We start from the raw sequence: 13,915 nt of genomic DNA on the forward strand, positions 1-13,915 counted from the left end.
CGGTGGCTGCCTCGCCGGAACGCGGTGAAAGCGCGGCGAGTGGTCAGCGCAGCGCGTCGAGGAGTGCGTCGTGCAGCACGCCGTTGGTGGCAAGCGAACTTCCGTTGCCCGGCCCCTGCTCGCCCGTGACCGAAGTGAAACGCCCGCCCGCCTCCTCCACGATGGGAATGAGCGCGGCCAGATCGTATGCCTGCACATCGAACTCGCCCACGGCATCCAGCAGTCCCTCGGCGAGCATCATGTACGCCCACATGTCGCCGTATGCCCGGTCGCGCCAGACCGTGCGACTCAGCGCTATCAGGCGCTCGAGATAACCCGCGTCGTCCCACTGGGCGATGGACTGGAAGCTGATGGAGGCATCCGTCAGCTCGCTGACCCCCGAGACGCGGATGCGGCGTGGCGCGTCATCACCCTCCTGCAGCCACGCTCCCGAGCCCTTCGCGGCCCACCAGCGTTTACCGAGCGCGGGAGAACTGACGACGCCGACGAGGGGAACGCCGTCGATCGCCAGGGCGATGAGCGTGCCCCACACGGGAACGCCGCGCAGGTAGTTGGCCGTGCCGTCGATCGGATCGATGATCCACTGGCGGCTGCTGTCGCCCTCGGTTCCGTACTCCTCGCCGTAGATGCCGTCGCCGGGTCGGGCGTCGGCGACACCGGCGCGAATCGCGCGTTCAACGGCTTGGTCGGCATCCGTCACATAGGTGCGATCGGGCTTGGTTGAGATAGTCAGATCACGGGAGCGAAATCGGTCTGCGGAGATGGCGTCGGCGGCATCCGCGAGGCGAAGTGCCAGGGCAAGATCGTCGTCGAGAGAAGGGCCGGATGCGTCAGTCACGCTCTTCAGGATAGTTGCGAAGCCGCGCCCCGTGCCGATTGGCATCGACCTCGGTGGGGATGCTAATGTTGACCCTCGGTTCGGGTTGTCTCGAACGCAACGCACCTCTAGCTCAATTGGCAGAGCAACTGACTCTTAATCAGTGGGTTCCGGGTTCAAGTCCCGGGGGGTGCACCACATAATAGGCTTGTCTCCGATGTTGGATCATTCGAAGCTCGACTACCGCCCGCTGAGCGAAGCGGTTGCGCGTGCCGATGTCGTTGCCTACAAGAAACTGATTAAGAACAGCGGCTCCGCCGACGTCTCGGTCTCGACGATTCTTCGCTGGATCGTCGTGGGGTTCATCGGCCTGATCTTCGTGCTGGTCGGTGGGTCGGTTTTCGCGGCATTCATAGCCGCACTGGCCAGCACGAACATATCAACTGGGCCCGTGAACCCTGCCGTGTTCGTGATGCCGATGATCCTGCTTATCGTCGCTGCTGCCATTGTCGTTTTCATCATTCGGAGCAGCCGAGGGCGCTGGGCGCGCCGTTATCGGCTCGATCGTTTTGCGCGGGCCAACGGGCTTGTCGCTCGTCTCGGAGAGACCGATTCCGACTACCCCGGCTCGATTTTCGGTATCGGCAGCGAGCGCACGGCCTACGACAGCGTGCGACAGCTGGAACAGCCGTACATCGACATCGCCAACTACCGCTACACGACGGGTTCGGGCAAGAACCGTACCGTGCATCATTGGGGGTATTTAGCCATACGGCTCGACCGCAGGCTGCCACAGATGGTGCTCGACGCGAGGTCGAACAACGGGCTCTTCGGGGGCACGAACCTTCCGGCCGTGTTCTCGAAGAACCAGGTGCTGAAGCTCGAGGGTGACTTCGACAAGTACTTCACCCTGTACTGCCCGCGGGAGTATGAGCAGGATGCGCTCTACGTCTTCACCCCCGACCTCATGGCCCTGCTCATCGACAATGCCGACTCATTCGATGTAGAGATCGTCGACGACTGGATGTTCGTCTACTCGTCGACGTCACTGAAAATCGACGACCCCGCGGTATTGCGACGCATGTTCACCATCGTGGACACGGTGGGAGCCAAGACCCTGAGCCAGTCCAGGAACTACCGTGACGAGCGCGCGATTCCGGCCGGAACGCCGCTCGCCGACGGATTCGCTGCCAGCGGCAACACCATTGCAGCGGGAGGGCGACGACTGCACCGCGGAGTGAGCGGCGGCGCCATCGTCTTTTCTGTCGCGATCCTGGCGTTCTGGGCCTGGAGCACCTTCATCGCGCGGTGACTGCCCGTTTCAGCTGTCGCGCAGTCAGGCCGAGGCGCTTGCTCTGGTGATGGCCTCCGCGGCCCGCACCAGAGTCAGATGGGTCAGGGCCTGAGGGGTGTTGCCGGCCTGACGGCCGGAATCCACGTCGTACTCCTCGCTCAGCATTCCCACATCGTTAGCGAAGCCCAGCAGTCGCTTCATGAGAGTGCGGGCGTCGCCGACGCGACCGCTGCGGGCGTACTGCTCGACGAGCCAGAACGCGCAGGCGAGAAACGGATGCTCGCCCGGCGGCAGGCCGTCCACCCCCGCCTCGGTTCGGTAGCGCAGCGGCAAGCCGTCACGCAGCAGATCCGACTCGATGGCGGCAACCGTGCCGAGCATCCGCGGATCGTCGGCTGCGCAGTAGCCGATCTGCGAGAGCTGCAGCAGTGAGGCATCCACTTCGCTTGTTCCGAAGTACTGCGTGTAACTGTTGCGCTCGGCGTCGAAGCCGCGCTCCTCGATGGTGGCGCGCACGCGATCGCGCAACTTCTCCCAGCGCTCCGCCGGACCGTCGAGGCCGAACTCGCGAACGGCACGCGCGGCGCGGTCGAACGCCGCCCACACCATGGCGCGCGAGTGGGTGAAGTGGCGCGCTTCCCCGCGAATCTCCCAGATGCCCTGGTCCGGCTGCTCCCACTTCTGCTCCAGAAAGCCGATGAGTGCACGCTGCAGGCCCCAGGAGAATTTGGTCTCCTTCACCCCGGCGACGCGCGCTTCGTGCAGCGAGATCATGACCTCACCGATGACATCCGCCTGGAATTGCAGGGCGGCGTCGTTGCCGACCCGCACCGGGGAGGCGTCCTGGTAGCCGGGCAGGCTCGTCAGCTCGCGTTCGGAGAGATCTCTCTCGCCGGCGAGGCCGTACATGATCTGCACATCGGCCGGGTCCCCGGCCACCGCGCGCAGCATCCAGCCGCGCCAGTGCTCGACCGCCGCGTGATAGCCGTGGGAGAGCAGCACCGAGATGGTGAGGGACGCGTCGCGCAGCCACACATAGCGGTAGTCCCAGTTGCGGCTGCCACCGAAACTCTCTGGAAGCGATGTGGTGGCCGCGGCCACGATCCCGCCCGTCTGGTGATGGGTGAGAGCGCGCAGCAGCAGCAGCGAGCGCACGATCTCGTCCCGGTATTCGCCCGTCTCGTTGCACCGTGCCGCCCAGTCCGTCCACCAGGCACGGGTGTGCTCGATGGCGGCATCCACCTCCGGCGGCTCGGGCGGTGACTTGTGCGAGGCATGCCAGGTGAGGCTGAGGTCGACGGTCTCGCCCTCGCCCACGGTGAAGGTGGCTTCGTGACTGTGGTCGGTGGCGGTGAGTTCCGGGCCGCGCAGCACGACGGCATCCGGCCCGGCGACGGCCAGCAGCGCGCGAGGCTTGTCGCCGCTCTGCTTGCGAACCCACGGAACGGCCTCGCCGTAGGTAAAACGAATGCGCACTTCTTCGTGCATCTCAACCGAACCGCGGATGCCGCGCACCCGGCGCACCAGGTCGGCGCGCTTGTCGCCGTGCGGCATGAGATCCGTCACCTCGACTTCGCCGTCAGGCGTCGTCCAGTGCGTCACGAGAATCAGCGTGTCGCCGTCGTAGCTGCGGGTGGAGGTTGCCTCCTCATGGCTCGGCGCGAGCAGCCAACTGCCATGATCTTTGCTGCCCAGAAGGGCCCCGAACATGGAGGCGGAATCGTACCGCGGCATGCACAGCCAGTCGATGCTGCCATCCTTGCCGACCAGAGCTCCGGTGTAGCAGTCGCTGATCAGTGCATAGTCCTCGATAGCTAGAGCCATGCCTCCATCATGCCCCTCGCGGTATGAAGCTTCCACCGTGGGCGCCTCTTCACACCGTGCGCATAGCTGCCCGTGAGAGCCGCGGGCTACTGTGGGATGCATGACGCAGACGGTTCAGACGCTTCTCATTCTTGGCGCCAGCGGTGACCTGGCGGCCAGACTGCTCATGCCGGCCTTCGGCCAGCTGGTGCAGGAGCGGCCGGGTGAGCATGTTCGCCTCGTGGGCGCGGGTAGCGAGGAATGGACGCAGGCGCGGTGGCGCAAGGCGGTGCGCGCCTCGTTCGCCGCGGCAGGGGCATCCGGACCCGCCGTCGAGAGGGTGCTTGCCGAGACCGTCTACCTGAGCGCCGATGTGACCAACCCGGATGACCTCACCCGGCTCCTCGAGAAATGCGAAGGCACCCCGGCGATCTACTTCGCCCTGCCTCCGGCCATTTCGGCGCTGGCATGCAAGGCGTTGGAGAAGGTCGATCTTCCCGCGGGTACGCAGTTGGCGCTGGAGAAGCCGTTCGGCACCGACCGCCGCTCGGCAGCAGCGCTCAACACGCAGGTCCTCAAACTGGTTCCCGAAGACCAGGTGCAGCGCATTGACCACTTTCTCGGGCGCTCAACCGTGCTCAACCTTCTGGGGCTGCGCTTCGCGAACCGCATCTTCGAGCCGCTGTGGAGTGCCGAGCACATCGCGAGTGTTGACATCGTCTACGACGAGCAGCTGGCCTTGGAGGGACGCGCCCGCTACTACGACAAGGCCGGCGCCCTCATCGACATGATCCAAAGTCACCTGCTGCAGGTGCTCGCCGTGCTCGCGATGGAGGCCCCAGCGTCGATCGACGCGCAGGACCTGCGCGACGCGAAGGCCACGGTGCTGCGGGCCACGCGGGTGTGGAACGACGATCCAACGACCTCGAGTCGGCGCGGGCGTTACCTGGCGGGCGAGATCGACGGCAAGAAGCTGCCCGCGTATGCGAAGGAGAACGGTGTCGACCCCGCGCTGAAGACCGAGACGCTCGCCGAGGTGACGTTCGAAATCGAGAACTGGCGCTGGGCCGGGGTGCCTTTCACGCTGCGCTCGGGCAAGGCGCTGGGGGTGCGGCGCCGCGAGATAGTGATCACCTTCAAGGCGCCCCAGCATCTTCCGCACGGACTGCACGGCAAAATAGAGCCCACGGTGCTGCGCCTGCAGCTGGCGCCGGATGCCATGTCCCTCGAACTGAACATCAACGGCCCCGGAGACCCGCACGAGATCGACCGCAGCGTGCTCAGCGCAGACTTCGGCCCGGGCCAGCTGCAGGCATACGGCGAGGTGCTCTCGGGTGTCTTCGACGGTGATCCGAGCCTGTCGGTGCGCGGTGACACGGCAGAGCAGTGCTGGCGGATCGTCGCACCCGTGATAGCCGCCTGGAAGGCAGACAAGGTTGCGCTTGACGGCTATCGTGCCGGGTCGAACGGGCCCTCGAAGTGGAAGCCGATCGGCTAGCGTCCTCTGCGGTGCGCCCTCGGGTGGGTTTCTATGCGACGAGGGCGGGTGCGCGCAACTGCGGAATCTCGCCCGTCACGGGCTTGCGCAGATCTGCCCACACCGTGATCGGCGCAGGCTCCCAGCCGAACGCTGCCGGCTCGAGTTGCTTCGCCGCAGCATCCGGAGTCTCGAGAGGCGCCACATGCGCTCCGGGTTCGTCATGCTCGGCCACGATGACGGCGACGGGAGTGGCAGCGGCCCCGGCCTCAAGCTGCTGGCGCGCGTCGCGCAGGGCCGTGATGATGTCCGCGGTGACGGACTTCACCAGCACGCCGTGAAAAATTGCGTCAGTGTGCGCCTCGGTGCGGCGGGAGACGGTCCACTCGCCCTCGGCGCCGAAGGAAGCGGCGAGCTGGTACTGCACGAGCTCGAAAATCTGGTCTTCAGTCAGCTGCGGCGCGGGGGCTGCCGGCGCTGCTGCGACATGACGTCTGCGACCAAACATCGCGAAACCCCTCTCAGGCGGTCGGAACTACTCGTTCAAGTGTCCCCGATGAGGGGTGTTCCGGGGCGGGGACACGCCGCGCGATCCGCTTAGTTCTGCGGATCCTCGAGTTCGCGGGAATCTTGCCTGACCGTGCCGATGGCTATCGCGAGGCTCAGGCCCCAGCTGATCCACATGAGCACGAGCTTCCAGTCGCGCGGACCCTTCCTCGTCGTCTGCACGATCGAGAAGGCCCCCGTGACCGCGCCGATCATTGCACCGTTGAAGAGGTACTTGCGCATCGGTCACCTTTCGTCACTCTCTACGCTACGCGATTCCTCTTCTCGCGCTACCCGTCTGCGGCGTACAGTGATCGAGCCCTCCTTCGCCGGGCGTCTGGAGGCTTGCGTGCGCACAGCGGTAATCGGATGCGTGCTCCTCGCGCTCGGTGCGGCATCCGTGGCCGTCGGCATCCTGCCTCTCGCGGATGCGCTCGAGCTCTGGGGTCGCATCTGGCCGGTGCTGCTTTTCGTTCTGGCCATCACTGTGGTGACGGAACTCGCCGCCGAAGCAGGCCTGTTCCGCTTCATCGCCGAGCGCACGGCGCGCTGGGGCCGAGGCCGAGCCTGGCTTCTCTGGCTTCTCGTGGTGGCGTTTGCCACGCTCAGCACGATCTTCCTGTCGCTCGACACCACGGCGGTGCTGCTGACCCCGGTGGTCATCGTGCTGGCCAGGCATGCGGGCCTCAATCCGCTCCCGTTCGCGCTCACGACCGTCTGGCTGGCCAACACGGCCTCGATGTTGCTGCCGGTCTCCAATCTCACGAACCTGCTGGCCCAGCACCAGCTGGGTGGTCTCAGCCCGTTGGGCTTCGCGGCGATGACCTGGGCGCCCGCGCTCGTGTGCGTCGTGGTTCCTGCCGCGGCGATTTTCCTGGTCGCGCGGCGTTCGCTGCTGCTGCGTTACGAACCGGATGCCAGCGCACCGGTCACAGACCGCCCGCTTTTCGCCTGCAGTGCGATAGTCGTGGCACTCCTGCTGCCCGCGCTCGTCTCGGGCGTAGCCGTGTGGATCCCGGCGGTCTGCGCCGCGCTGATCCTGGCTGCCGTGTTCGCGGTGCGTCGCCGAGAGGTGCTGCGCGCCTCGCTCGTGCCGTTCTCGCTGCTGGTGCTGGCATCCGGCTTGCTCTTCGTCATGGCGGCCGCGCACGCGCTGGGCCTTGGAACTGCGCTCGCCGCCGTCTCGGGCACGGGGGAGAGCCCAAGAGAACTGCTGCGCCTCGCCGGAGTGGGGGCGTTCGGTGCGAACGCCATCAACAACCTGCCGGCATATCTGGCGCTGGAGCCTGTAGCGGGTTCGCCGCTGCGGCTTATCGCGCTGCTGATCGGGGTGAATGCAGGCCCCCTCATCACCCCATGGGCATCGCTGGCGACGCTGCTCTGGCATCGCCGACTCACCGCCATGGGCGTTGCCCTGTCGTGGCGCCGTTATGCGCTGCTCGGCGTGGTGGTCGCGCCCGCCACGGTGGCGCTTGCGGTGCTGGCACTCGTGCTTGTCACGCACGGGGCATCGTGAACCGGGAACTGGCTGGCAATCCGCTGCCAATCTGACCGATCGTGCAGAAACTGACCGATTGGTCAGATACCGTCGTGGGGTGAGTATTCCTTCCCCCGAATCGGCCCCGCCGGCGGGACGCCCGAGCGCCAGCGTGGAGTTGCGTGCCGTCGCGCTCGAGCAGTTCGCCTCTGTCGGCTTCGCCGGCACCTCGCTGCAGCAGATTGCAGACATCGCCGGCTATTCCAAGTCGAGCGTGCTGTACCACTTCGCCTCGAAGGAGGCGCTGCTTGAGGCGGCCATCGGCCCGGCCATCGACCGGCTCGAAGAATTGCTCGGCGACATCGGCAGCCTGCGATCCTCGGCCGCGGCACGTCAGACCTTCATTGAATCGTTCATCGACTTTCTACTTCAGTACCGGCTCGAGGTGCACACCTTCATCAACCAGGGGCAGTCATTGGCGGGCATCGCCGTGATTGACCGGGCCAACGCATCCGTCGCCGCTCTTGCGGACAATTTCGCGAGCGACCTCGAGGGTGCCGAGCAGAAGATTCGCTTCGGCGTCGCTCTCGGCGGCGCGGCGTACACGCTCGTTGCCGCCATGAACTTCACCGACGAGAGCGACATGCTTCCCCTCGACGAGATTCGCGGGGCCCTCATCAGCGTCGTCTCCGAACTGCTCGCCCCCGTTCAGTACCGCCCGCACACCCGATAGGACCACCCGAATGGCTACCCTCCTCTATCGCATCGGTCACTTCGCTTACCGCAGGGCCTGGATCGTCATCGGCGTCTGGGTGGCGCTGCTCGCCGGAGTGCTGGGCACGGGGCTGGCGCTCGGTGGCCAGACCCAGGAATCCTTCGCCATCCCGGGCACGGAATCGCAGCAGGCCATCGACAAGCTCGCGGCAGTCTTTCCCTCGGCGGCCGGTGCGAGCGCGCAGGTCGTCTACGAGACCCCTGCCGGTTCGACCGTCAATGACCCGGCCTACAAATCCGCCATCGAGGCCATGGCAACGCAGCTCGAGAAGGTGCCCGGCGTCGACTCGGTGCTCACGCCCTACTCCGAATACGCGGGTGACGCGATAGCCGACGGTGCGCGCATGGCCTACTCCACCGTGCAGTTCACGGGGCAGTCCTCCGACGTCACCGACGCGACCCTCGGCAAGGTCACGGCAACGGCGGATGCCGCGCGCGACGCCGGCCTGACCGTCGCGTTCGGCGGCCAGGTCTTTCAGGACACCAGTTTCGGCATCACCATCACCGAGGCCTTCGGTGTGATCTTCGCCGCCGTCGTGCTGCTGATCACCTTCGGCTCGCTGCTCTCGGCGGGCATGCCGCTGCTCACGGCGCTGCTCGGGGTGGGCATTACCATGGGCGCGGTCATCGCACTCTCGGCATTCACCACCATCTCGAGTGCGTCGCCCATGCTCGCGCTCATGCTGGGGCTCGCGGTGGGAATCGACTACTCCCTGTTCATCCTCTCGCGCCATCGAACCCAGCTGGCCAGGGGAGTGGATCCCGAAGAATCTGCGGCAACGGCCGTCGCCACGGCGGGCAGCGCGGTGGTCTTCGCCGGTGCGACCGTGATCATCGCCCTGCTCGGACTGCTGGTCGTCGGCATCCCGTTCCTCAGTGTGATGGGTCTTGCGGCGGCATTCGCCGTGCTCGTCGCCATCGCCGTTGCGGTCACCCTCGTGCCCGCCATGCTCGGCCTCGCCAAGGGGCGCCTGGCACCGAAGGAGGGGACCCGCGCCTGGAAGCGCGCGCACGCGGGCGTCAAGACACGGCCCACGATGGGCCTGCGCTGGGTGCGCATGGTTCTGAAGGCGCCGCTGGCGTGGGTCGCGGCCGTCGTCGTGATTCTCGGAACGCTCGCCATTCCCGCCCTCAGCCTCGATCTCAATCTGCCGACGGGTGCGCAGGACCCGGCCGGATCGACCTCACGCCAGGCATACGACATGATCGAGCGCGGTTTCGGACCGGGCTACAACGGCCCGCTCATCGTCATGGTCGACATCACCCAGACGACCAATGTCATGGAGGATCTGAAATCCATCGGTGGGGATCTGGCGCGTCTCGATGACGTCAAATACGTGAGTCAAGGCATCCCGAACCCGTCACTCGATACCGCGATCATCCGGGTGATCCCGAAGAGTGCGCCAGACTCCGTTGCCACCAAGCAACTCGTCGAGGCGATTCGCGAGAAGGCGCCGGCGATCGAAAAGACCTATGACACACCGGTCTCGGTCACGGGCGCGACGGCCGTGGCCGTCGACATCTCCAACCGTCTTGCCGGCGCGCTCATCCCGTTCGCGCTGGTGGTTGTCGGGCTCTCGGTCATTCTGCTCACAATGGTGTTTCGCTCGCTGTTCGTGCCGATCAAGGCCGCGATCGGCTTTCTGCTCTCGATCTTCGCCTCAATCGGAGTGGTCGTGGCGATCTTCCAGTGGGGCTGGCTCGCCGATCTGCTCAACGTCTCATCGACCGGGCCGATCCTCAGCTTCCTGCCGATCATCATGATGGCCCTGCTGTTCGGCCTCGCCATGGACTACGAGGTCTTCCTCGTCTCGGGCATGCGCGAGGAATACGTGAAGACGAAGGATGCGCGAGGCGCCATCACGACCGGCTTCTCGGGTGCCGCTCGCGTCGTGACGGCGGCCGCCCTGATCATGTTCTTCGTCTTCTTTGCCTTCGTGCCCGAGGGCTCCGGGGTGATCAAGGGCATCGCGCTGGGACTCGCCGTCGGCATCGCCTGCGACGCCTTCCTGGTGCGCATGACGTTTGGTCCGGCCGCCATGGCCCTGGCCGGAAAGGCTGCCTGGTGGCTGCCGCGCTGGCTCGCACGCATCCTGCCCAATGTCGACATCGAGGGCGAGGGGCTTCGGCATCACCTCAGCGACCGGGCCTGGGCCGCCACGCAGGAGGCGGCGATCACGGCCGACGATGCAGTCTTCGGCGTGAGCGAGAGCACTATCGGGCCGCTCACCGTCTCGGCGCCTCGTGGTGCCATCGTGACGATGACGGGCAGCCCCGCCGACCGTCGCGTCGTTGCCGCGAGTCTCGCGGGTCGTCTCGATCCCGTGGCCGGTCGAGTGCAGGTACTCGGTTCGCCGTTACCCTCGGAACGCTCGCGCGTGATGCGGCAGGTTGCGCTGGTCGATGTGGGCAGGCACAGCGGCATCGACGGGGGCCGCACCGTTGCCGAGGTGCTCGCCGAGCGCCTCGAGCTCGCCGCGCGCTGGTGGCCGTCGTCGTCGCGTCTGGCGCTGATCGGCTGGGAGCGGCGCATCACCGACGCGCTCGCGGCAGCCGGATGCGACGCCGCCGGCGTACACGGCGGCTCCAGTCTTTCCACGCTCGGCTCCGTGCAGCGCTCGACGGTGCTCGTAGCAGCGGCGCTCGCCGAGCGGCCGGGTCTCGTCTTCATCGACCTCGGCGAAGGAGTGTCGGGTGAAGCCGACGGGGAACGCTTCGCGAGGGTCGTTGCCGCGCTGGCGCCGGCATCCGTCACCATCGTCTTCAGCTTGTCGTCATCGGCGGGTGCAGCGGATGCAGCGGATGCGGGGTCAGCGCTCGCCGGCCGCGAGCGTGTCGCACTCGATCTGAACGTCTTCGACAGGAAGGGCGTGCTGCGATGAGCACCAGGCTCGAAAGACTCTTCACCCGCACGGCGGGCTCGCGTCGACGTCGCTTCGGCATTCTGCTCGCCGGGGTGATAGTCGTTCCGCTCGTGGTTGCAGGCTTCTTCGCCGGTGCACTGACCAACGCGGACAAACGCGTGGACGCGATTCCGGCGATTGTGGTCAACAACGACGTGATGGTCACCTCGACCGCCGCGGACGGCACGAAGCAGCCCATTCTGGCCGGCCGCCAACTCGTGACGGAGTTGACCGGCGGCACCAGCGCGGGCTTCGACTGGACCATCTCGAATTCCACCGACGCCAAGGCTGCGCTCTCCTCCGGCAGCGCGTATGCGGTGCTGACCATCCCCAAGGACTTCTCCGCGTCGATCCAGTCATTGCAGGGCACCAGGCCGACCCAGGCGAACATCAGCATTCGCACGGACGATTCGCACGATTATCTCGTCGGCTCCGTCGCGCAGTCGGTGGGCTCGGCCATGTCGGGCGCCTTCGGCAAGCAGATCACGACGCAATACCTGACGGCGTTCTACGAGAACCTCGCCGGCATGGGCGGCTCGCTCACCCAGGCAGCCGACGGCGCGGGGAAGCTTTCCACGGGAGCAACGGGTGTGGCATCCGGGCTCGACAAACTGGCGCAGGGAGCGGCATCCACCGCCACCGGCGCGGGTTCGGCGGCATCGGGCGCCCGCTCGCTTGCCGGCGGCGTCAATTCCTACACGGGTGGAGTCGACCAGCTTGCCGCCGGCCTCGGGCAGTTGCGCGACGGCTCGGCGGGGCTGTCTTCACTGAGCTCGGGAGTCTCGGCCTATACCAGTGGTGTCAGCACCCTCTCTGCAAACCTCACGGCACTCATGAGCGCGGACCCGACGCTGGCAGCGAATCCCGGCCTGCAGCAGATCGCCGCAGGGCTGAAGACGACCGCCGCGAGTGGCACGACGCTCTCGTCGAAGACCTCGTCCGCGCTGACGGGCGTTCGTAACGGCATAGCCTCGAGCGCGGATGGCGCGGCTCAGATCGCGGGCGGCTCGGCCGGGCTCCGTTCCGGGGCGGATGGGGTCGCCTCCGGACTCGGCCAACTGGCCATCGGCATCGACGCGCTGTCCACCGGCGCCGCATCGGCGGCATCCGGGGCACATCAGGTGGCCGGCGGTGCATCAACGCTCGCCGACGGGCTCGCAGGCGGTGCCAAGCAGGCCTCGGCCTTGAGCGACACGAGCGCGAAAGCCACGGCCAAGGTGATAGCCGACCCTGTGGGCATCACCGTGAGCCGGGCGAATCCGATTGACGGCGTCGGCAAGGTCATCGGCATGGTGTTTCTGCCGATAGGCCTGTGGGTCGGCGCCATGGCGATCTTCCTGCTGCTGCGGCCCGTGACGGCGTTCACGCTGGCGTCGACTGCCTCGACGGCGCGCATCGTGGCGCGCGGCTTCGCCAGGGCCGCCGGCATCGCCCTTGCGCAGGCCATTGTTCTGGTGGCGCTCGTGCACACGGTGCTCGGGGTGTCGTGGGGGATGCTGCCGGCAACTCTTGCGTTCGCCCTGCTGCTCGCGCTGGTTTTCACGGGTATCCATCACCTGATGAACGTGCTGTTCGGACGGGTGGGCGTGGTCGTCTCAGTCGTGCTGCTCGCCCTGCAGTTGCCGGCGATCGGCGGGTTATTCCCCGTTGAGATCGTCTCGGCACCGTTCCAGGCGATCAGTCCGCTTTTGCCGATGACCTACGCCGTACAGGGAATGCAGGGGATCGTCTCGGGCGCCGGTGGTGCCACTGTTGCCGGGGCATCCGTTGCGTTGATGGTGTTCGGGCTGCTCAGCCTCGTGTTGTCGTACGTTCTGGTTGCGCGAAAACGCGGGGCGAGGTCGTTTGCGTTTGCTCCTGCACGCGGCTGAGCTGCGGCGTGGTGTGGGCGCGGGCGAACTCGATGGTCTCGCGCAACAGTTCAAGGCGATCGCGCTCGGAGCGTGCCTTGCGCGTGTTGATCTCCGCCACGACACTGCCGTTCCAGTCACTGGCGGCAAGGTGTGCAAGCACCTCGGCCACCGGCTGAGTGCCACGACCGGGCAGCAGGTGCTCGTCGAAGACGCGTCCATCAGCCAGCGAGCCCGAGCCGTCGCACAGGTGCACGTGCCGCAGCCTGGTGCCGAGCGTGCTCGCCATCGCCAGTGCGTTGCGCCCGCTGAGCGCCGCGTGGGAGAAATCGAGGGTCACCGCGTCGCAGTCCATCGTCACCGGGTCCCATCCGGGGGCATAGGCCTTGAGGCCGCGGCCGGCGACATTCCATGGAAACATGTTCTCGATCGCGATCTCCACACCCCACGCCGCGCGCAGTTCGCGCACGATCGCGAGGAACTGCAGCGCGTAGCCGCCCTGCCAGCGAAAAGGCGGATGCACGACCACAGTGCCCGCGCCCGTCGCCCGGGCGAGCTCCGCCGACTTCTCCAGTTTCACCCGCGGATCGCGCCCCCACACGAACGCGGTGAGCACGAGCACCGGCGCATGAATCGAGAGCACGGGCATGTCGTATTTCTTGGCCAGGGCATTCAGTCCCGCCGCGTCCTGGGTGGTCTCGTCGCGTGTGACCATGATCTCGACGCCGTCGTATCCGGCCCGTCGTGCCAGTCGGAACGCCTCCTCCGTCTTGAGAGGAAAGACGCTCGATGTGCTTAATCCGATGCGAATCATCACGACCACGGTAAAGGCCGCACGTGAACGCGTGATGACCGGCATCCGACGAGCCGCAAAACAGATCGGCTGGTAGCCTGAGCACAGTGCGGAGGCCTTCTGGCCCAGAGCGATCGGACACACAATTTCTGCCGAAAAAACTGCGAAAAGACCCCACAAG

General features: G+C 66.5%; 11 protein-coding genes and 1 tRNA gene. 7 read left to right on the plus strand and 5 right to left on the minus strand.

What is annotated here, in order from left to right; all coding sequences use genetic code 11:
- Positions 1–43: 43 nt before the first annotated feature.
- Positions 44–838, minus strand: a complete 795-nt coding sequence (hisN, locus tag ASC63_RS10370; protein WP_055815352.1) for a histidinol-phosphatase — start codon at positions 836–838, stop codon at positions 44–46.
- Positions 839–939: 101 nt separating this feature from the next.
- Between hisN and ASC63_RS10375 the strand changes: the two genes are divergently transcribed.
- Positions 940–1,015 (plus strand) — tRNA-Lys (locus ASC63_RS10375).
- A 19-nt stretch (positions 1,016–1,034) separates the two neighbouring features.
- Entirely contained in the window at positions 1,035–2,129 is a 1,095-nt protein-coding gene (locus ASC63_RS10380) for a hypothetical protein (RefSeq protein WP_055812787.1), read from the plus strand.
- A gap of 24 nt (positions 2,130–2,153) precedes the next feature.
- Here the strand turns inward: ASC63_RS10380 and ASC63_RS10385 are convergent, their stop codons facing one another.
- Positions 2,154–3,935, minus strand: a complete 1,782-nt coding sequence (locus tag ASC63_RS10385; protein ID WP_055812790.1) for a glycoside hydrolase family 15 protein — start codon at positions 3,933–3,935, stop codon at positions 2,154–2,156.
- A gap of 100 nt (positions 3,936–4,035) precedes the next feature.
- Between ASC63_RS10385 and ASC63_RS10390 the strand changes: the two genes are divergently transcribed.
- Positions 4,036–5,412 (plus strand): glucose-6-phosphate dehydrogenase, encoded by a 1,377-nt coding sequence (locus ASC63_RS10390; RefSeq protein WP_055812792.1) that lies wholly within the window; start codon positions 4,036–4,038, stop codon positions 5,410–5,412.
- Between the two features lie 31 nt (positions 5,413–5,443).
- Here ASC63_RS10390 and ASC63_RS10395 read toward each other — a convergent pair whose 3' ends face one another.
- Together ASC63_RS10395 and ASC63_RS10400 are read right to left on the minus strand one after the other, a co-directional pair.
- The gene (locus ASC63_RS10395) at positions 5,444–5,899 is read right to left on the minus strand and encodes a hypothetical protein (protein WP_055812794.1); all 456 of its coding nucleotides are present in this window, start codon (positions 5,897–5,899) and stop codon (positions 5,444–5,446) included.
- A gap of 89 nt (positions 5,900–5,988) precedes the next feature.
- Positions 5,989–6,180 carry a hypothetical protein gene (locus tag ASC63_RS10400; RefSeq protein WP_055812798.1) on the minus strand — a complete coding sequence of 64 codons (192 nt, stop codon included), beginning with the start codon at positions 6,178–6,180 and terminating at the stop codon, positions 5,989–5,991.
- A gap of 106 nt (positions 6,181–6,286) precedes the next feature.
- Here ASC63_RS10400 and ASC63_RS10405 point away from each other — a divergent pair, with 106 nt between their 5' ends.
- The 4 genes from ASC63_RS10405 to ASC63_RS10420 all read left to right on the plus strand — a co-directional run bounded on the left by ASC63_RS10405 (position 6,287) and on the right by ASC63_RS10420 (position 12,962).
- Positions 6,287–7,453 carry an SLC13 family permease gene (locus tag ASC63_RS10405; protein ID WP_055815356.1) on the plus strand — a complete coding sequence of 389 codons (1,167 nt, stop codon included), beginning with the start codon at positions 6,287–6,289 and terminating at the stop codon, positions 7,451–7,453.
- A 79-nt stretch (positions 7,454–7,532) separates the two neighbouring features.
- Positions 7,533–8,147 (plus strand): TetR/AcrR family transcriptional regulator, encoded by a 615-nt coding sequence (locus tag ASC63_RS10410; protein WP_235492124.1) that lies wholly within the window; start codon positions 7,533–7,535, stop codon positions 8,145–8,147.
- 10 nt (positions 8,148–8,157) lie between these two features.
- The gene (locus ASC63_RS10415) at positions 8,158–11,070 is read left to right on the plus strand and encodes an MMPL family transporter (RefSeq protein ID WP_055812801.1); all 2,913 of its coding nucleotides are present in this window, start codon (positions 8,158–8,160) and stop codon (positions 11,068–11,070) included.
- On the plus strand, positions 11,067–12,962 hold the full coding sequence (locus tag ASC63_RS10420) for a YhgE/Pip family protein (protein ID WP_055812804.1): 1,896 nt from the start codon (positions 11,067–11,069) through the stop codon (positions 12,960–12,962). The genes ASC63_RS10415 and ASC63_RS10420 overlap by 4 nt, the downstream gene beginning before the upstream one ends.
- On the opposite strand, the gene ASC63_RS10425 is transcribed toward ASC63_RS10420, so the two are convergent.
- A complete protein-coding gene (locus ASC63_RS10425; protein WP_327063347.1) occupies positions 12,883–13,800 on the minus strand; it encodes a sugar phosphate isomerase/epimerase family protein in 918 nt (305 codons plus the stop codon). The genes ASC63_RS10420 and ASC63_RS10425 overlap by 80 nt on opposite strands.
- Positions 13,801–13,915 lie beyond the last annotated feature (115 nt).

The sequence above is a fragment of the Leifsonia sp. Root112D2 genome, from assembly GCF_001424905.1.
Taxonomy (GTDB): domain Bacteria; phylum Actinomycetota; class Actinomycetes; order Actinomycetales; family Microbacteriaceae; genus Root112D2.

Excerpts from the sequence above, each read along its gene's own strand:
- ASC63_RS10380 (WP_055812787.1), top strand. The coding sequence starts at position 1,035 with ATGTTGGATCATTCGAAGCTCGACTACCGCCCGCTGAGCGAAGCGGTT.
- ASC63_RS10385 (WP_055812790.1), bottom strand. The coding sequence starts at position 3,935 with ATGGCTCTAGCTATCGAGGACTATGCACTGATCAGCGACTGCTACACC.
- ASC63_RS10390 (WP_055812792.1), top strand. The coding sequence starts at position 4,036 with ATGACGCAGACGGTTCAGACGCTTCTCATTCTTGGCGCCAGCGGTGAC.
- ASC63_RS10395 (WP_055812794.1), bottom strand. The coding sequence starts at position 5,899 with ATGTTTGGTCGCAGACGTCATGTCGCAGCAGCGCCGGCAGCCCCCGCG.
- ASC63_RS10400 (WP_055812798.1), bottom strand. The coding sequence starts at position 6,180 with ATGCGCAAGTACCTCTTCAACGGTGCAATGATCGGCGCGGTCACGGGG.
- ASC63_RS10415 (WP_055812801.1), top strand. The coding sequence starts at position 8,158 with ATGGCTACCCTCCTCTATCGCATCGGTCACTTCGCTTACCGCAGGGCC.
- ASC63_RS10420 (WP_055812804.1), top strand. The coding sequence starts at position 11,067 with ATGAGCACCAGGCTCGAAAGACTCTTCACCCGCACGGCGGGCTCGCGT.
- ASC63_RS10425 (WP_327063347.1), bottom strand. The coding sequence starts at position 13,800 with ATGCCGGTCATCACGCGTTCACGTGCGGCCTTTACCGTGGTCGTGATG.